The organism is Mesorhizobium sp. M1312 (genome assembly GCF_040318115.1).
Taxonomy (GTDB): domain Bacteria; phylum Pseudomonadota; class Alphaproteobacteria; order Rhizobiales; family Rhizobiaceae; genus Mesorhizobium.
Window position 1 is genome coordinate 79,919 of the sequence record NZ_JAMYLQ010000026.1, and the last position, 17,789, is coordinate 97,707.

At 62.9% G+C, this 17,789-nt stretch carries 19 protein-coding genes; 15 read left to right on the forward strand and 4 right to left on the reverse strand.

Features of this window, described 5'->3' with window-relative positions; all coding sequences use genetic code 11:
- Position 1: 1 nt before the first annotated feature.
- Together NKH36_RS25515 and NKH36_RS25520 are read right to left on the reverse strand one after the other, a co-directional pair.
- Positions 2 to 211, reverse strand: coding sequence for an antitoxin (locus NKH36_RS25515; protein WP_352961446.1), 210 nt, complete (start codon positions 209 to 211; stop codon positions 2 to 4).
- A gap of 27 nt (positions 212 to 238) precedes the next feature.
- The gene (locus NKH36_RS25520) at positions 239 to 1,318 is read right to left on the reverse strand and encodes a hypothetical protein (RefSeq protein WP_352961444.1); all 1,080 of its coding nucleotides are present in this window, start codon (positions 1,316 to 1,318) and stop codon (positions 239 to 241) included.
- A gap of 98 nt (positions 1,319 to 1,416) precedes the next feature.
- On the opposite strand from NKH36_RS25520, the gene NKH36_RS25525 reads away from it, so the two are divergent.
- From NKH36_RS25525 to NKH36_RS25560, 8 genes are all read left to right on the forward strand, one after another.
- Positions 1,417 to 1,854, forward strand: a complete 438-nt coding sequence (locus tag NKH36_RS25525) for a DsrE family protein (protein WP_352961511.1) — start codon at positions 1,417 to 1,419, stop codon at positions 1,852 to 1,854.
- Positions 1,855 to 1,922: 68 nt separating this feature from the next.
- Positions 1,923 to 2,723 carry an SDR family NAD(P)-dependent oxidoreductase gene (locus NKH36_RS25530; protein ID WP_352961442.1) on the forward strand — a complete coding sequence of 267 codons (801 nt, stop codon included), beginning with the start codon at positions 1,923 to 1,925 and terminating at the stop codon, positions 2,721 to 2,723.
- A gap of 46 nt (positions 2,724 to 2,769) precedes the next feature.
- The gene (locus NKH36_RS25535; protein ID WP_352961440.1) at positions 2,770 to 3,078 is read left to right on the forward strand and encodes a putative quinol monooxygenase; all 309 of its coding nucleotides are present in this window, start codon (positions 2,770 to 2,772) and stop codon (positions 3,076 to 3,078) included.
- A gap of 69 nt (positions 3,079 to 3,147) precedes the next feature.
- The gene (locus NKH36_RS25540) at positions 3,148 to 4,236 is read left to right on the forward strand and encodes an AbrB family transcriptional regulator (protein ID WP_352961438.1); all 1,089 of its coding nucleotides are present in this window, start codon (positions 3,148 to 3,150) and stop codon (positions 4,234 to 4,236) included.
- Positions 4,237 to 4,802: 566 nt separating this feature from the next.
- Positions 4,803 to 6,485: a 2-isopropylmalate synthase gene (gene leuA / locus NKH36_RS25545; protein WP_352961509.1), complete on the forward strand. Its 1,683-nt coding sequence runs from the start codon at positions 4,803 to 4,805 to the stop codon at positions 6,483 to 6,485.
- Positions 6,486 to 6,662: 177 nt separating this feature from the next.
- The gene (locus tag NKH36_RS25550) at positions 6,663 to 8,441 is read left to right on the forward strand and encodes a tetratricopeptide repeat protein (RefSeq protein ID WP_352961437.1); all 1,779 of its coding nucleotides are present in this window, start codon (positions 6,663 to 6,665) and stop codon (positions 8,439 to 8,441) included.
- Positions 8,442 to 8,564: 123 nt separating this feature from the next.
- Positions 8,565 to 9,368 carry an alpha/beta fold hydrolase gene (locus NKH36_RS25555; protein WP_352961435.1) on the forward strand — a complete coding sequence of 268 codons (804 nt, stop codon included), beginning with the start codon at positions 8,565 to 8,567 and terminating at the stop codon, positions 9,366 to 9,368.
- 142 nt (positions 9,369 to 9,510) lie between these two features.
- A complete protein-coding gene (locus tag NKH36_RS25560) occupies positions 9,511 to 10,134 on the forward strand; it encodes a hypothetical protein (RefSeq protein WP_352961433.1) in 624 nt (207 codons plus the stop codon).
- On the opposite strand, the gene NKH36_RS25565 is transcribed toward NKH36_RS25560, so the two are convergent.
- On the reverse strand, positions 10,124 to 11,038 hold the full coding sequence (locus NKH36_RS25565; RefSeq protein WP_352961507.1) for a metallophosphoesterase family protein: 915 nt from the start codon (positions 11,036 to 11,038) through the stop codon (positions 10,124 to 10,126). The genes NKH36_RS25560 and NKH36_RS25565 overlap by 11 nt on opposite strands.
- Before the next feature lie 53 nt (positions 11,039 to 11,091).
- Here NKH36_RS25565 and NKH36_RS25570 point away from each other — a divergent pair, with 53 nt between their 5' ends.
- Positions 11,092 to 11,592, forward strand: a complete 501-nt coding sequence (locus NKH36_RS25570) for an NUDIX domain-containing protein (RefSeq protein WP_352961431.1) — start codon at positions 11,092 to 11,094, stop codon at positions 11,590 to 11,592.
- A gap of 1 nt (position 11,593) precedes the next feature.
- On the opposite strand, the gene NKH36_RS25575 is transcribed toward NKH36_RS25570, so the two are convergent.
- Positions 11,594 to 12,583 carry a glutathione S-transferase family protein gene (locus tag NKH36_RS25575; protein ID WP_352961429.1) on the reverse strand — a complete coding sequence of 330 codons (990 nt, stop codon included), beginning with the start codon at positions 12,581 to 12,583 and terminating at the stop codon, positions 11,594 to 11,596.
- 278 nt (positions 12,584 to 12,861) lie between these two features.
- Between NKH36_RS25575 and NKH36_RS25580 the strand changes: the two genes are divergently transcribed.
- The 6 genes from NKH36_RS25580 to NKH36_RS25605 all read left to right on the forward strand — a co-directional run bounded on the left by NKH36_RS25580 (position 12,862) and on the right by NKH36_RS25605 (position 17,761).
- Positions 12,862 to 13,398: a GNAT family N-acetyltransferase gene (locus tag NKH36_RS25580; RefSeq protein ID WP_352961427.1), complete on the forward strand. Its 537-nt coding sequence runs from the start codon at positions 12,862 to 12,864 to the stop codon at positions 13,396 to 13,398.
- 70 nt (positions 13,399 to 13,468) lie between these two features.
- Positions 13,469 to 14,230 carry a 3-hydroxyacyl-CoA dehydrogenase gene (locus NKH36_RS25585; protein ID WP_352961425.1) on the forward strand — a complete coding sequence of 254 codons (762 nt, stop codon included), beginning with the start codon at positions 13,469 to 13,471 and terminating at the stop codon, positions 14,228 to 14,230.
- 6 nt (positions 14,231 to 14,236) lie between these two features.
- Complete coding sequence (locus NKH36_RS25590) at positions 14,237 to 15,409, forward strand: CaiB/BaiF CoA transferase family protein (protein WP_352961423.1); 1,173 nt, start codon at positions 14,237 to 14,239, stop codon at positions 15,407 to 15,409.
- A 39-nt stretch (positions 15,410 to 15,448) separates the two neighbouring features.
- Entirely contained in the window at positions 15,449 to 16,210 is a 762-nt protein-coding gene (locus tag NKH36_RS25595; RefSeq protein ID WP_352961421.1) for a HugZ family pyridoxamine 5'-phosphate oxidase, read from the forward strand.
- A gap of 173 nt (positions 16,211 to 16,383) precedes the next feature.
- Positions 16,384 to 16,722, forward strand: a complete 339-nt coding sequence (locus NKH36_RS25600; protein ID WP_352954991.1) for an ArsR/SmtB family transcription factor — start codon at positions 16,384 to 16,386, stop codon at positions 16,720 to 16,722.
- Between the two features lie 235 nt (positions 16,723 to 16,957).
- Positions 16,958 to 17,761: a TrmH family RNA methyltransferase gene (locus tag NKH36_RS25605; RefSeq protein WP_352961419.1), complete on the forward strand. Its 804-nt coding sequence runs from the start codon at positions 16,958 to 16,960 to the stop codon at positions 17,759 to 17,761.
- The last annotated feature ends 28 nt before the right edge of the window (positions 17,762 to 17,789 follow it).

Genomic DNA, 17,789 nt, shown 5'->3' on the forward strand with positions numbered 1-17,789 from the left:
TCTATGTCGGCCGTTCTAAAGCTGCCTCGACAAAGTCGTCGTCAAGCGGCCCGGTCACCTGGTCGAGCCAGGCCCAATCCTGCGCGAGCGGCTCGAGGATGACCGCCCGGCCTTGGCGGCGGATCGAAACCTCCTCGGTTTCGAAACAAAATTCCTTGGGCAGACGCACCGTCTGCGAGCGGCCTGACCAGAACACCTTTGCCTTGTCCATATGCCGTCCCTTTCTGACCACAAAATCTCAAGGTGCGCAGGCAGATTGCGGCATCGGCTCCAGCCGATAGACCTTGTCGTCGGACATCGTCTTACCCTCCGCCGCCTTCGAGCACAGGTCGATGATTGGCAGGCTGCTGTTGGGGTTGGCCAGCATCATCGTGCCATTGGCGCCGCGACGCAGATAAATCTCCCTGGCTGCGATGTCGCAGGAAAAATCGCTCGTCCTCGCGCTCGCCACACAGCGCCACTGGTCCGCTTCGCCTTCACAACTGTAGCTCTGCGTAACCTCGGCGGCCTTATGACGCGTCGTGACGGAGACGGCAATCTCGGCACCGCTTGGCCAGTTTGCCGGATCGCCTTCCTGAGCAAAGGAGGCCAGCTCGATCGGGCCCCGGAAAACCCGGATGGTGTGGGTAGACTGATCGGGATGCGAGCCGAGATGCGCGGCATCGTAGTCGCGCCCGTAGCAGAACGGCTGGTCCGGTTTCAGCCGCTCACGCAGCGGGGCTCCCAGCGCCGGGTCGATCGGATCGATGCGCGCGAATTCGGCCTTGCAGCCCTGCGCCGGCATGCGGTCGAGCCGAAAGCCGTCGTCTTCTGTGCCGAGTGCCTGCTTGGCGTATTCCTTCTCGCCCAGTTCATCCTCGGCGCCGGCATCGAGATAAAGGTTGCGATGCACGCCGGAGACGATCAGCCGGCCTTTTTCATCGACCTTCAGTAAGGCCATGGTGCGGTCGCATTCCATGCCGCAATGGATCGCGTCCGAGTGCGAATCATCCTTGCCGCACCAACCGCCGACCCATTCGGGCTTTTTGGCGCTGCGTACCGTCGTCGCCATGAAGCCGTTGTAACCGGACGGGGCGCTGCTCGGCTCCTCGTTCGGGTGGCTGACCGGATCGCTGCCATAGTAGAAGAAAATCCGTCCCACTTTCTGGTTCGGATGCGCCTTGAGATGCGCGGCATCGTAGACACGCCCGAAACAGGCATCCTTGCCGTCCGGGCTGAGTTCGGTGAGCTTAGGCGTATCGTCGGCAAGGGCGGTGCCGGCAACAGCGGCAAGTAAGGCGACAGCAAGTCCGGCGCCCACAATGGTCTTCGATGTCATGTGCCCCTCCTCGCCTGACAGGACGTGATTTCAATTTATGCTAGGATCGAGGCCGAAGCCACGCAATTTGCGAGGACTGCATACTGGAGAACGACATGATGCGACGCCGCGATATTTTCCGCGTGGGACTTGCCGGAGCCGCTGGCCTTTTCGGGCTGCGCCAGGTCAAGGCGGCGGCCGTGGAAGAGGAAAGGCAGAAGGTCGCCTATCACCTCAGCGACCTCGACAAGGTCGGGTTCGTGCTCGGCAATATCAAGAACCACTATGAGGGCACCCGCGGCAAGGTCGACATCGTGCTGGTCGTGCATGGACCGGCACTCGCCGCTTTCAGGTCGAAGAGCGCCTCGGCTGCCATCTCGGGGCGTTTCGCCGGGCTAGTTCGCGATGGGCTGACCCCGCATGCTTGCGCCAACACCATGCACGGCATGGATGTTGCGCTCACCGATCTCCTCGATGGCTTCCATGCCGCCGAGACCGGCGGCGTCGTCAAGCTCGCCGAATTGCAGCGCCAGGGCTACGCCTATTTGCGTCCCTGAGCCGCTACGGACTTGAACATTGGAGCGGCGAGGCCCTACGAGGAGTAGGTAGAGTTCGGAGGAATAACGTGCCAGCCACCACAACCACCCTTGTCACCCCCACCCTGGTCATTCCCGACCTCGCCGGCAAGGCGGTCTTGATCACCGGCGCTTCGACTGGTATCGGGGCGGCACTTGCACTGGCTTACGCCGGGCAGAAATGCCGCGTCGCGCTGCATTACAGTTCAAGTCGGGCAGCTGCCGAAAACCTGGCCGGGACCATCCGCAACGGCGGCGGCGAGGTATTCCCAGTCCAGGGCGATTTCTCGATCCCCGCCGATGTCGAGCGCGTCGTCGAGGACAGTGCGCAACATTTCGGCCGGCTCGATGGGCTGGTCAACAATGCCGGCGGCATGCTCGGCCGCGTGCCTTATGCCGAACTGACCGAGGCGCATTACGACGCGGTGATGGACCTCAACGCCCGCTCCGTGCTGACCGCATCGCGCAAGGCGATGCCATGGCTGAAGCGCCAGGGCGGCTTCATCGTCAACACCTCGTCGATCGCCGCACGCAATGGCGCCGGCGGCGGCGCCGGCCTTTATGGCTCGGCCAAGGCCTTCGTTTCCAATGTGACCCGCGGCATGGCCAAGGAACTGATCGGCTTCAACATCCGCGTCAACGCGGTGGCGCCGGGCACCATCGCGACGCCTTTCCACGAGCGCTATTCGACCGAGGAGCAGATGAAAGGCATGGTGGCCACCATTCCGCAGGGCCGCGCCGGCACGCCCGAGGACTGCGTCGGGGCCTATCTGTTCCTCTCGTCCGCTCTGTTGAGCGGTTACATCACCGGCCAGGTGATCGAGGTGAATGGTGGCCAGTTGATGCCCTGAGCGGCGACCTGCATACTTGTCGCGGAAGCCAACGGAGAAATCGGTAATGTACGGTCTGATCGGCAAGATGCGGGCGACGCGCGGCCAGCGCGACGCAATGATGGATGTTCTGCTCGCCAGCACCGGCGCCATGCCTGGCTGCCTGAGCTACATCATCGCCACCGATCCGGCCGATGCCGACGCGATCTGGGTGACCGAGGTGTGGACCGACCAGGCAAGCCACAAGGCTTCGCTGCAACTGCCGGACGTCCAGGCGGCGATAATCAAGGCGCGGCCGATCATCGCGGGCTTCGAATTCCAGGTCGAGACGCAGCCGGTAGGCGGCTTCGGCCTGCCCGCCGTTAAAACCGGCTGACGCCTGGGCTGACGCATTTTTCACCGCCGCGGGGTTCGCATCTCGCCTCTTCAGCTTTAAGACCGAAAAATGGATTCCCTGCCAGACCAGCCGACCGTCGAACGTATGGCGCGGATGCCCAAAGTCTCGCAGTGGCTGGCCCTGCTGATCTTCTCTATCCTGTTTGCCGGCGCACTGGAATTCGGCGCCTTGCCGGCAGCGCTGCTGATAGGACCGATGCTGGCGGCGATCCTGGCCGGCACCAACGGCGCCACGGTGCGCGTGCCGCGCCCTTTGTTCGGCGCCGCCCAGGCGATCGTCGGCTGCCTCGTCGCCGCTTCGATCTCCCCTGACATCTTTCCGGTCTTCTACAAGGAATGGCCGCTGTTCCTCGGCACCGTGGTGGTGACCGTTGCGGCGTCCAGCCTGCTCGGCTGGCTGATCAGCCGCTGGCGTATCCTGCCCGGCACCACCGCCGTCTGGGGCTCATCGCCGGGCGCGGCCACCGCCATGGTGCTGATGGCAGGCGCCTTCGGCGCCGACCAGCGTCTCGTCGCCTTCATGCAATATCTGCGCGTCATCTTCGTCTCCATGACTGCCGCGCTTATCGCAAAGATGTGGGTCGACACTTCAGGCATTGAGGTTCCGGCCATCGTCTGGTTCCCGCCGATCGATCCAACAGCCTTTGCCGGGACACTTGGCGTGGCGCTCGTCGGCAGCCTCATCGGAAAGCTACTCAGGCTGCCTTCACCCTTCTTCCTCGGCACCTTCATTTTCGGCACTGCTGTGCATCTCGGACTAGGCGTGCCGATGCAGTTGCCACCCTGGCTGCTCGCCCTCGGCTACACGATGATCGGCTGGACCATCGGCCTGAATTTCACCAGGGCAATTCTTCGGCACGCGACGCGGGCGCTGCCGCAGATCGTCGGCTCGATCATCATCCTCATCGCCTTCTGCGGCGGTCTCGGCTTCATGATCAGCCATGTGCTCGGCATCGATCCGCTGACCGCCTATCTGGCAACCAGCCCCGGCGGCATGGACAGCGTCGCCATCATCGCCGCCGCCGCACAGCACGTCGATATCTCCTTCGTCATGGCGCTGCAATCGGCCCGCTTCCTCATCGTGCTGCTGGTCGGACCGAGTGTGGCGCGGCTGGTGGCGCGAACTCTGAGGGAATAGAGGGTAATCTGCGGCTGCAGAAAGACCTGCGGCGCTATCACCTAAATGGATCAGGCGCCACGCAATCTGCTCGCGGCCGCCGAGGGACCAGCCCAGTCGCTCAGGAATGCGTCGGGTAGCCTAGAAAACGCCAGTCGTTCGGCCCCACTTGCCTCTCTTTGGCTGCTCCTGTATGAAAACCGCCATGATCAACCGCGCCACCTCCGTCGCTTCCCGTCAGACCGGCTTTGCTGGCGAGACCGTGCGCGCGCTTGCTTCCGCTCTGCTGCTTCTCGGCCTTATCGGCGATCGCCGGGTTCGCTAAAGGAGCGCCCGGCGGTCGAACCGCCGCTCACGCGCATGCTCCTTGGCCAGTCTCAAAATTTGGCAAGTCACATCTAGCGAATGAACATCTGGTAAAGGCGCCGCTCGGCACCAAATCCGCCTGAAGCGGATCCCGCGAGCCGCCGGGAGAGACGACAATGAACGCACGAGAAGAAATCCGCGCAGACAGCGGGAAGATGGGCAAGGATGCCGCAAAGGCCATGCCAGACGCTGCCCGGGGCATGCCGGAGGCAGCCCGGGGCATGCCGGAGGCAGCCCGGAAATACCAACCCTACCCGACGGTCGGTCTCACCGACCGCGTTTGGCCTTCGAAGGTCATCGACAAGGCGCCGATCTGGTGCTCGGTCGACCTGCGCGACGGCAACCAGGCGCTGATCGACCCGATGGGCCACGAGCGCAAGGCGCGCATGTTCGCCCTGCTCCTCGACATGGGCTTCAAGGAGATCGAGATCGGCTTCCCGTCGGCCTCGCAGACCGATTTCGATTTCGCCCGCTGGTGCATCGAAGAGGGCAATGTCTCAGCCGATGTCTCGCTGCAGGTGCTGGTGCAGTGCCGGCCGGAACTGATCACCCGCACCTTCGAGGCGCTGCAGAGCGCCACCAACCCAATCGTGCATTTCTACAATTCGACCAGCGAATTGCAGCGCCGCGTCGTCTTCGAGAAGGACGTCGCCGGCATCAGGCGGATCGCCACCGATGCGGCCAAGATGATCACCGACATGGCGGCGAAGGCCGGCGGCGGTTATCGTTTCGAATATTCGCCGGAGAGCTTTACCGGCACCGAGCTCGAAGTGGCGCTGGAAATCTGCAACGCCGTCACCGAGATCGTGAAGCCGACGCCTGAAAACAAGCTGATCATCAACCTGCCGTCCACGGTCGAGATGTCGACACCCAACATCTATGCCGATCGCATCGAATGGATGTGCCGCAACCTCGATAACCGCGAAAACCTGCTCATTTCGCTGCACCCGCACAACGACCGCGGCACCGGCGTCGCCACCACCGAACTCGGTCTGATGGCGGGCGCGGACCGCGTCGAAGGCACGCTGTTCGGCAATGGCGAGCGCACCGGCAATGTCGACATCGTCACGCTGGCGCTCAACATGTACACGCAAGGCGTCGATCCCGAGCTCGACTGCTCCGACATCAACCGGATGAAGGACGTCTATGAATATTCGAACCAGTTGAAGATCCCCGAGCGCCATCCCTATGTCGGCGAGCTCGTCTACACCGCCTTTTCCGGCTCGCACCAGGATGCCATCAACAAGGGCATGAAGGCGTTGCGCAAGGCCAATACGCCGTACTGGGAAGTGCCCTATCTGCCGATCGACCCAGCCGATGTCGGACGCAATTACGAGGCGATCATCCGCATCAACTCGCAGTCCGGCAAGGGCGGCATCGCCTATGTGCTGCAGGCAGACTACGGCCTCAACCTGCCGCGCAACCTGCAGATCGAGTTCAGTCAGGCGATCCAGGCGATTACCGACGCCGAAGGCAAGGAGGTGCCGGCCAAGCGCATCTACGAGCGCTTTCTCGAAACCTATGTCGATCAGCCCGGCGCGCGGCTGAAGTTCCTTGACCACCACACCTATCCGGACCTCGAGACCAAGGGCCGGCGTGCGGTGGAGGCGGTCATCCTGGACATGGGCAAGGAGGTGACGATTTCAGGCACCGGAACCGGCCCGATCGACGGCTTTGTCGACGCGCTGTCGCGCCATGTCGGCGTGCCGATGTCGGTGCTCGACTATTCGGAGCACTCCATGCAGCGCGGCTCGAATGCCTCGGCCATTTCCTATGTCGAGATGGAGCATCCCGGCGGCAAGCTGTTCGGCGCCGGCATCAACACCAACATCGTGGCCGCTTCGCTGGAAGCCGTGGTTTCCGCCGCCAACCGTATCGTCGGAAGACAAGCTGTCGAAAGCTAACAGCGCTGGAGCAAGATGAACCCACATGGCATCTTCTTGCTCTGGCCTTTCGCGCCGTTAACCACCGGAAAATTATCCGGTGGGGTACGCGATCGCATAATGGATGCATGCTTGTATGGCAGGGCAGGCTCTATATGATTGCGTCTTAACCTGTGCCGACTTCGAAAGGATCGACACTTGCAGCATGCCACGCCTGCCGCCCCCGCAGTGCGCGAGACGTTGGAGCGATTGCTAGCCAGCGAAACGTTCGGGAGATCCGAACGAGCGCGTAAGCTGCTTCGCTATCTGGTCGAGCGCGAGCAGGCAGGCGAAGCCGACAAGCTCAAGGGCTTTTCCATCGCGATGGATGTTTTCGGCAAGGACGGCGATTTCGATCCGTCGACCGACGCCGTGGTGCGGGTGCAGGCGGGCAGGCTACGCGAGCTGCTGCAGCATTACTTCGCCAATGAAGGTGTTGCCGAGCCGATCCGCATCGCCATTCCGCGTGGCGGCTATGTTCCATCCTATGAACTCAACGCCATCCGCCTGCCGGTCGAGCCGGAGCCGGAGGAACACATTGAAGCGGCGGCCACCTCGTCGGGATCGCTCGAAGAACCCGGCATGGCCGCAGGTGCCGCATCGTTGATGTCCCCTGTCGTTCTCGAGCCGGCGCCGTCGCTGCTTCGCCATCTCCAGTTCTTCTGGTTGGCGATCGCTCTGGTCATCGCCATGCTGGGCGTACTGATCCTTCGTCAGGGAAGCGGCGCATTGCTGGCGGGAAGCGATGCCGCGTCGACGATCGAAAACGCGGTGGCAACCGGCAGTATTGCGCCATGGGCTCCGATTGAAACCCTGCCGCTCGTCTACATTGCGGTGAAAACCAACAGCGCCGAGGCTGCCCGCGTCGCGGCATCGCTGCGCGCCGGCCTCAGCGGCTTCGATACGGTCAACTTCATCGGTCGGGACGCCGACGGCCCGCCCGATCCGGTTACCGATGCAATCAGCTTCGTATTCGATGTCTTGCCGGGACCAACGGCGGGCGATGTTACTCTGGAGCTTCAAAGCGTGGCGACCGGACGGGTCCTGCTGTCACGTAACTTGACTGCCGCCGACAGCACACCCTCCACCGTCGAGGATAGTGTCGCCGGCATTTTGAGTTCGGCCGTTCCAGCCTCTGGCACGATCTACAACTACATCGAACAGAGCGGCCTTCAGACCGGCCTGACGGAATGTCTGTTGCTCAACGACAAGTACTATCTCGACCAGGGCGCCAAAACCCATGAGGCTGCCTATCACTGTCTCGAAAACCTGATCAATCGGGATGCGAAATCGTCACTCGTCTATTCGGAGCTCGCGACCCTCCATCTCGAGGCGGCCACAGATCACTACGCCTATCCAGCCGGCGCAACGATCGAACAAGCGATGTCGCTTGCCCGTCGCGCCGTGCAGATGGGGCCGACCAGTCCCTATGCGCACCGTGCCTATGGCTATCTCAATTCCCGCCTCGGCAATTCGGAGGAATCGATCCGCTGGATGCACAAGGCCTACGAACTCAACCCTTACGACCTCAGCATGGCGGCAGCTTACGCTTATGGGCTGATTTTCGCCGGCAGGTACCGGGAGGGAACACCGATTCTTGCTCACGCCGCCGAAACCTCAAGCGCGCATCCGACCTGGTGGGACTATGGGCTTTTCGTCGGCCAGTTCATGGCGGGCGATATGAATAAGGCCGCGCTTGCCAGTGAGGCGTTGCAAGCGACGCCAACGAAATCACACTATCTGGCTGCGCGGCTGATCGGCGCGAGGGCAACCGGCCGCAAACAACTGGCGCACGAACTTGTGGACGAGATGACTGTCAAATTCCCGAAATTCGCTGCCGATCCGCGCGCAACCTTTGTCGAGCGGAGATACCCCGCCGATCTGACCGACCGGCTGGTCGAGGCCTTGCGTGCCGCCGGGCTCGGCAATGCCAGCTAGCGCTTCTAACCAGCACGGCTGATCGCGAAAACTTTACTGGCCATCGGCTTGGACAAGGCGCAATCCAGCCACAATCTGGAATCTCGTGTCCTGTTTGACTTTGCAATAAAACTATAAAATTTCATGATTTCATCCCTTTACGCTGCCGAACGGGGCGCCGGCCCGAAGACGGTTGTCTTCCTGCATGGCTTCGGCGGCTGCCACGACGACTGGCACGAGGTGATTTCCACACTGGCACTTGGTTCACGGACGCTGGCCTATGATCTTCCGGGCCATGGGCTATCCCTCGATTTCCCGGGTGGCGGCCCGGCCAAGACGGCCGCTCGGGCCGTTTTTGCAGACCTCGCCGCACGCAAAATTAGGAAGGTGCATCTCGTCGGCCATTCGATGGGCGGGGCGGCGGCAGTGCTGATGGCATTGGCCGAGCCCGAAAGCATAGCGTCGCTGACACTTCTGGCGCCGGGCGGTTTCGGGACTGAGATCAATGGGCCGCTGTTGCGCCGTTACGCCGGCGCTGCCGGCAAGAGTGAAATTCGCGCCTGCCTTGCCGCCATGTCCGGTCCGCAAAGCCTGCCCTCGGAGCGCACCGTGGATGTGCTTGGCGACATGCGTGCGCGTCCCGGCCAGTTGCAGAAACTTGTCGAGATCGCAGCCGCCATGACCAGGGACGATCGGCAGGGCGTCATCCCGCGCGAACGACTCGAAACGCTTGTTATGCCGGTTATGGTGGTTTGGGGGGTAGAGGACGCGGTGCTGCCCTTCACACAGGCCGATGGTCTGCCGGCGCATTTCCATCTGCACCACGTGTTGGAGGCCGGCCATATGCTGGCCGAGGAAGCGCCCGGCCTGATCGCCGAGATCGTCCGCCGCAACATGAAACGCCGCAGCAGGCCGTTTCGTCCAAAATCCGCCGCCGCGGCGAATTGAGCCCTCCCTTCCAAAGTCTGATGGCGCGGCTTCGGGCCGGGTTTTGTCTGGTAAGCCGCTTAAAGGCTTGTCGATCTCACAAGTGCATTTTGCCAACGGCTGTGTTAATTCAATGTTAACCAAACCCCGCGAGGCAACGCCGATGAAGGATGCAGGCGAGAACATCACCCAGATCGATCAGTCGCGAAAATTGTCCGACGCCATCCGCGACGTGAAAAACGCCTTCGCCGACCGCGACGACGTCGTGGTCGACATGCGCGAGGCGCATCGCATGCGGCTCGATTTGCTTGCCGCCGAACTCGCGCCTATCTTCGCCGACGTCCCCGCCGACATGGACAATTTCGACTTTGCCGTTTCGTCCGGGCTGCAGCCGCGCCTCTGGATCGACGCCGTCAGCCATGTCGCCATGGGGCGCGACCGCCGCACCTATCGCTTCCTCAAGGACACGCGCATCGGCCGGGTAGTACTCGCCGAATCAACCGAGATGAAACCGGTCGCCGATCAAGTAACGCGCTATGTCGCGGAGCGCGTCGTCGAACGCCAGAGAATGCTGGAAGGCGGGGTCGAGCAGGCTGTCGCCGGCCTGAAGCGCGCCTTGGTCCCGGAAGCCGAGCCGCCACTGCGATCCGTCTCGCGCGGCAAGCGTTGGTCGGCGTTTCTCTCGGGTCTCGGCCTGATCGCCGCAGGCGCCCTGGTCGGGCTGGCTGTATCGATCGTGTTGTTCTGGGACAGCCTTGTTGCGATGGGACTGAGTTTTAGGCCATAGCGTCCGCGCCAAGCTCCAGAATCTCCAGATCGGAAGGCGGGATGGCCGGCCCGGTCAGGCCACGTCGCGTCAGCCTGATCCGCCAATTGTCCTTTTCGCCGTCGATCTCCAACAGATTATATTGCGCCGCCGGACGCCTGCCGCCTGGCGCCTGCCCTGCGGCGGCGACGCCGACCACTGGAATTTTGGCGCCGCGCCCATTGATGGAGAACAGCGTCGGCTCGTGCGAATGGCCGTGCAGCACAAGCTCGGCCCCGTGCCGCTGAACGACCTTGTGGAAGCGGGCAATCCCGAACAGCCGCTTGGGCTGCGACACGGCGCCGCGCACTGGCGGATGGTGGATCATGATCACCCGGAACAGTCCGCGCTTGGCCGTAGCGTCGAGCACTTCGCGCAGCCTTTCCGCCTGGTCTTCCAGAAAGAAGCCGTTGGCCATGAACGGAGCGGTGGCCCGCGCCGTCGTCACACCGATCAGCGCTACGTCGCCACGTACGCGCAGATACGGAAAGGCGTCTCGGTCGATCGGCGTATTGACGCCGTCGCCGGTCATCCATGCCGTCCATGACCGGCAGGCCTTGTCGAAGGCGCCGGGCACATAGGCGTCGTGGTTTCCTGGAACGACCGACACATCATCGGGAGAACCCAGCGTCTCCAGCCAGTGCTTGCCCATCTCGATCTCGCCATCGAGCGCCAGATTGACCAGGTCGCCGGTGACGGCAAGGTGATCCGGTGCGCTCGCCTTGATATCGGCGACGATCGTGTCGATGACCGCGTCGCGCATGTGGCGGCGGCGGTTGCGCTGCCAGTTGACGTAACCGACCACGCGCTTGGAGGCGAGATCGCGATAGGTTACACCGGGAAGCGGTCCCAGATGGATATCGGAAATATGCGCGAGCCTGAACATCCTCTCTTCATAAGCGACGCGCGCGCTGCTTTCCACCCACGGTTTCGTGGGTGATGACGCGGCCCGATCCGGAGCAAGCTTTCCGCCAGACCGGCTGGCCGGGTCTCAGGGCAAGGCTGTTTCATCTGTATTTCGTGCTGCGGCGGCCGATGACGCTCGGGGTGCGCGGCTTGATCCACGACCGCACGTCCAGTTCCGTCTTCCTCATTCGCCACACCTATGTACCGGGCTGGCAGCTTCCAGGCGGTGGCGTCGAGCTGGGCGAGACGATGATCGAAGCGCTGGCGCGCGAGCTCTCCGAGGAGGGCAATATTGCATTGACGGCCCCGCCGGTGCTGAAATCGATGCATTTCAACCGTCGGGCCAGCCGCCGCGACCATGTCGGCCTCTATTTGGTCGAGCAGTTCAATCAGACGGCGCCGAAGCTGCCGGACCGCGAGATCGCCGCAGCCGGTTTCTTTCCGCTCGACCGCCTGCCGGAAGGAACGACGCCGGCCACACTGCGACGGATTGCCGAGATTTTTGGCGGCGCGGCGGCGTCGCCCTACTGGTAGGTCACGCCGCCTTCCTGAACCGATTGCGATCATGCGGCGCCGCGTAGTCCAGTTCCGGCCCGACCGGCACGATGCGCGTCGGGTTGATCGTTTCATGGCTGCCGTAATAGTGCGCCTTGATGTGGTGCAGGCTCACCGTGCCTGCGACGCCCGGGACCTGATAGAGGTCGCGCAAATAGTTCGACAGGTTCGGATAGTCGGCGATGCGGCGCAGGTTGCACTTGAAATGGCCGACATAGACCGGGTCGAAGCGGGCCAGCGTGGTGAACAGCCGCCAATCGGCCTCGGTGATGCGGTCACCGACGAGATAGCGCTGGCGAGATAAGCGATCCTCGAGTTGATCGAGCGCGGAGAACAACTCGCCAAACGCGTTTTCATAGGCCGTTTGCGTAGTGGCGAAGCCGGCGCGATAGACACCGTTGTTGACTGAGGGATAGACCAGCGCATTGACCGCGTCGATTTCGCCGCGCAGTGCTTTCGGATAGAAATCGAGGCTGGCATCGCCCCATTTGTCGAAGGCTGAATTGAGCATCCGGATGATCTCGGAGGACTCATTGGAGACGATCGTTTGTTCTCGCCTGTCCCACAGAACCGGCACCGTCACGCGGCCGGAATAGGCGGGATCGGCCTTGGTGTAGATCTGATGCAGGAAATCGAGGCCGTAGAGCGTCTCGCCGGTGGCGCCGTCCTCAGCCAGGAAGGTCCAGCCGTTGGCGCCCATGAAACGATGGACGATCGAGACGGAAATCACGTCCTCGAGTTTCTTCAGTGCTCGAAAGATCAGCGTCCGGTGCGCCCAGGGACAGGCAAGCGAGACATAGAGATGGTAGCGGCCCGGCTCGGCCTTGAAGCCGCGCTTGCGGCCCTCGGCCGGCGTACCGTCAACGGTGACCCAGTCGCGCCATTGCGACTGCGCCCGCACGAACTCGCCGTCGCTCTGTTTGGTGTCGTACCCGCGGTCCTGCCATTTGCCGTCGACCAGCAATCCCATGCGATGTCCTTTCGTCTTCATAGAGATGTAGGCCGACGATGCGGAAACCGCCAGGCGTTGAACAGTTCGTCAATCGCCAGACCGGCACACGAAGGGCGCCAGGCGAAAACGGCCGATTGCAGTGGCTGAAGATTGGTGCTAGCGGAAAATCCGCATGTTCGACTTTGCCTTGATCCGGTTCGACCGACGACGAAAGGGCGCCCGCGCTTGATGAAGCGCTGACTGGCGAACGCTGCCGTTTGCAGCAAACCTTTCCCGTCTACCGGAACGCAAAGACCATGAGCATTGCCGACGTGAAATACCTGCCGGAGAATCCGGCGCATGACCCCGAAATCGAAGCTATAAACGACGAAGCCTTCGGGCCGGGCCGTTTCGTGCTGGGCGCCTACAAGATCCGTGAGGGCGGCCCGCATGAACGCGCTTTGTCCTTCGTGGCCGTCGATGGCGATATCGTTGTCGCCTCGGTGCGTATGACGCGCATTGCGGCCGGCGCCGGCCGTGCGCTGATGCTCGGACCACTTGCCGTGCGGCCGGCCTTCAAGAATCTCGGCATCGGCCGCCGGCTGGTGGCGATCGCGCTGGAGGCCGCCGCCAAGGCCGGCATACCGGCCGTGATACTTGTCGGCGACGAGCCCTATTACGGCCCGCTCGGCTTCAAGCGAATCCCGCGTGGGCAAATCTCCATGCCGCGCCCGGTCGATCCTGACCGCCTTTTGTCGCATGAGATCGTGCCGGGCGCGATGGCACGGCTGATGGGGGAGGTTTGCCACGCGGATCAGGCAAGGATTGCCGCGCACGTCGCCGCGATGGCGTGACCGTCCGGCTGCTGTTGCGCCGTCCTGTCGGGCTTCGTAGCATGTGGCTGGCAGGATGGAGGACGCCGACATGAACCCGAACGGCCAGATTGCGATCGTCACCGGCGGCGGCTCCGGCCTCGGCGAAGCGACGGCACGTGCACTGGCCGCGAAGGGCGCCGGCGTTGCCATCCTCGACCTCGGCGTCGAGCGTGCGGCGAAGATTGCGGCCGATATCGGCGGCATCGCCATCCAATGCGACGTAAGCAGCGCCGACGGCGGTGCTGCTTCAGTGGCGGAAGTGGTAAAAAAGTTCGGCGAACCCCGTATCCTGGTCAATTGCGCCGGCATCGCCATCGGCATGAAGACGATCGGCAAGGACGGCCCGCACCCGCTCGATCAGTACCGCAAGGTGATCGAGGTCAATTTGATCGGCACCTTCAACATGATCCGCCTCGTCGCCGACGGGGCCGCGAAGCTTGAGCCGCTGGAGGGCGGCGAGCGCGGCGTCATCGTCAACACCGCATCGGTCGCCGCCTATGACGGTCAAATCGGCCAGGCGGCCTACTCAGCCTCCAAGGGCGGCGTCGTCGGCATGACGCTGCCGGTGGCGCGCGACCTTGCCCGGTCGGGCATTCGCGTCTGCACCATCGCGCCCGGCATCTTCAAGACGCCGATGATGGCAGGCATGCCGCAAGAGGTGCAGGATTCGCTTGGCGCTGCAGTACCCTTCCCGTCCCGTCTCGGCGAGCCTTCCGAATATGCAGCCCTTGTGCTGCACATCGTCGAAAACCAGATGCTCAACGGCGAGACCATCCGCCTCGATGGCGCCATCCGCATGGCGCCGAAGTAGCCGACCATGAGTGCCGAAGTGGCCCCGCAGGCGAGGACCGGCCCACTTGTCGGTCTGACGGTGATCGAGATGGCCGGGCTTGGACCGGTGCCGCTGGCCGGCCTGATGTTGTCGGAGATGGGAGCCGAGGTGCTGCGCATCGAGCGGGCTGGATCGACCCAGCCGTTTCTGGCGCTACCGGATGAGTACGACATCGACCGTCACGGCCGCTCCATCCTGCGGATTGACCTGAAGCGCTGGGAAGGCGCCGAACTGGTGCTGCGCCTTGTCGAAAAGGCCGACATTCTGGTCGAAGGGTTTCGTCCTGATGTCATGGAGCGATTTGGTCTCGGGCCGGACGCGGTACTGGCGCGCAACCCGGCGCTGATCTACGGCCGCATGACGGAGTTCGGCCAGGACGGACCGCTATCGGATCGTGCCGGCCACGACATCACCTACCTCGCCTATTCGGGTGTGCTGCACACCATCGGCCAGGAAGGAAGCCGGCCAGTCCCACCGCTCAATCTTGTCGCCGATTATGGCGGCGGCGCCATGATGCTGGTTGCCGGGGCGCTGGCCGCTCTGTTTGAGCGGGCGCGATCCGGCAAGGGCCAGGTGATCGACGCCGCTCTGATCGAGGGCGCTTCGATGTTGGCGACACCTGTGCACGCCTTGATGGCGGCGGGCCTGTGGAGTGATACGCGCGGCGCGAACCTGCTGGATTCCGGCGCGCCGTTTTACGACACCTATGAGACGGCGGACGCACGTCACATCGCCGTCGGCTGCCTTGAACCCCGGTTCTTCGCTGAATTCGCAAGACTGCTGCCGCTCGACGAGCATTTTGTGCACGGCCAATACGACAGGAATTTGTGGCCGCAGATGCGCGCTGCCATTGTCAATCGGGTCGGGCAGAAGACACGGGACTACTGGGACCGTCTGTTTGCTGCGACCGATGCTTGCGTTGCACCGGTTCTGTCGTTGCGGGAAGCCAGGGATCATCCGCACAATCGCGCTCGCAACGCGTTTGTGACGTCGGGTGTGCTTGAGCGCCCCGCCCCAACGCCGCGTTTTTCGCGCTCCCGGCCGACGCTTGCCGCCATGCCGACCGATCACGATTGTCAGGCGGCGACCGTGCTGGCACGCTTCGGCCTTTCGGAAAGCGAAACTGAGGCCCTTGTCAAATCCGGTGTGATAGGGTGATAACCGGAGAATAAAAATCAGCTTAAGACGGTGCGCATTTTGGCCGACCGAAAGAAGGACGTGATCCGCGAGACCGACGCCGAAGCGGTCAGGCTGGCGAAGACGCTGATCCGCAGTGCCCGTTTCGGCGCGCTCGCGGTGATCGAGCCCGGGACCGGTTCGCCGCTGGCCAGCAGGGTTGGTGTCGCCACCGATATCGACGGCACGCCGCTGATACTTGTATCCATGCTATCCGCCCATACCGGCGCGATCCTTGCCGACCCGCGCTGTTCGCTGCTTGTTGGCGAGCCCGGCAAGGGCGATCCGCTGGCGCACCCGCGGTTGACGCTCGTCTGTCGGGCAGCACGGCTTGAGCGTGGATCCGAAGAGCATGCCTGCGCCGAACGGCGCTATCTCAACCGCAATCCGAGGGCGAAGCTCTATGCCGGACTTGGCGACTTCTCGATCTTCCGCCTCGAGCCGGAGCGCGGCAGTCTCAACGGCGGCTTTGGCAAGGCCTACTTGCTCGAACGCGCCGATCTGGTCACGACCGCGCCGATCGTCGAAGAGCTTGGCGCTGGTGAACAATCCGCCCTCGACCACATGAATGCCGATCATCGCGACGCAATTGCCGTCTACGCGCGCCATTTCGCCAAGGCCGCAGGCGACGGCTGGGTCGTCACCGGCTTCGACGCCGACGGCATGGACCTGGCATTGGGCGACGATGTCTGCCGGGTCTTCTTTCCCGAGCCATTGAGGACGGCGCGCGAGCTTAGGCATGTTCTGGTCGACATGGCAAAAACCGGCCGAGTGGCGGATTAAACACAGTCCGACAGTTAATCGCGTCGGGTCGAAAGCAAGTCTTGAGGTTTGAGCGAGATGTTCTACGCTTTCCCGGTAGCGTTGAATCGCCAGCGCACATTCGCGAGTGAGCCTATGGAATCAGACGCTATTGCCCCCATAGCGCCGGATGAGCAGGAAGGTATGGGGGATCGATGGTCTCGAAAAAGCTAATCGCCAATGCCGAATCAGCGGCTGCGTTTCTGACGCTGATGGGCAACGAGAAACGACTGTTGATCATGATCTACCTGGCCGACGGTGAAATGTCGGTGGGCGCTATCGCCGAGAAGGTTCTGCTCAGCCAATCCGCTCTGTCACAGCATCTGGCCAAACTGCGGGCGCTCGATCTCGTCGAAACCCGGCGTGACCGGCAGATGATTTACTATTCCTGTAAATCCGATGCCGTGCGCGAACTTCTCAACACGCTGGACGGGATTTTCGGCGAGGGTGAGCTATCGCAGATGGCATACCGCCCGCGTCGCTCCGGGACGTGACCGGCCAATGCATGTCGCCCAAAAGCCTGCCCTTGGGCTTGACCGAGGGTGCGAAGCGGTTTTGGAATAACGACATGCATAAAAACAAGAACTGGCCCAAGCACCTCCTACCTCGCTGACTGTCCTTAGAGCGACTTGCATCCTATTGGACGCAGAAAGTACTTTGGATCCACGCATCGAGCTGTCCGAAAGCCCACTACGATTTTCGGGACGATGCGTGTCCGCCGAGGCAAGCATGCGCCCCATTCGTATCGAAGACCCGCAAGACCCGCGCGTCGCCGCCTATCTCGACATCCGCGAGCGCGATCTTGCCGGCCGGCAGGGCCGCTTCGTTGCCGAAGGCAAGGTGGTGCTCGAAATGCTGCTCGCGGCCAAACGCTTCGCGGCCGAATCGGTGCTGGTACTCGAAAACCGGCTGGCAGGCCTCGACGGAACCCTGCGCAAGGCACCCGCGGACCTTCCGGTCTACGTGGCGGCCAGCGAGGTCATGGACGGGATTGCCGGCTTTCACATGCATCGCGGCATATTGGCGATTGGCCGCAAGGGCGCGGCGCAGCCTGCAGAGGCCTTGCTGGATAGCCTGCCTGCCCGCGCGTTGATCGTCGTGCTGGTCGGCATCGCTAACCATGACAATATGGGCTCGATCTTTCGCAACGCCGCTGCCTTCGGTGCCGATGCCGTGTTTCTGGACACGACCTGCTGCGATCCGCTGTACCGCAAGGCGATCCGCGTCTCGGTCGGCGCCGCGCTGAAAGTTCCCTTTGCCTCCTTCAATGAGAGCGTCGGCTTCACCGCAGCGCTCGACCGGCTGGGCTTCGGCCAGTTCGCTTTGTCCCCGCGCGGGCGAACCGACATCCGCGATGCGAAAAGGACTGAACGGCTGGCGCTCTATCTCGGCACCGAAGGCGAAGGCCTGCCCGAAAGCCTGCTCGCCCGCCTGCGGACGGTGCGGATCGATATGGCAGAAGGCTTCGACAGCCTGAATGTCGCCGCCGCGTCAGCCATCGCCTTACATCATTTTTCGGCGAGCAGGACCTGAGCCGCAGAAGACAAGCATCACTGCCTGG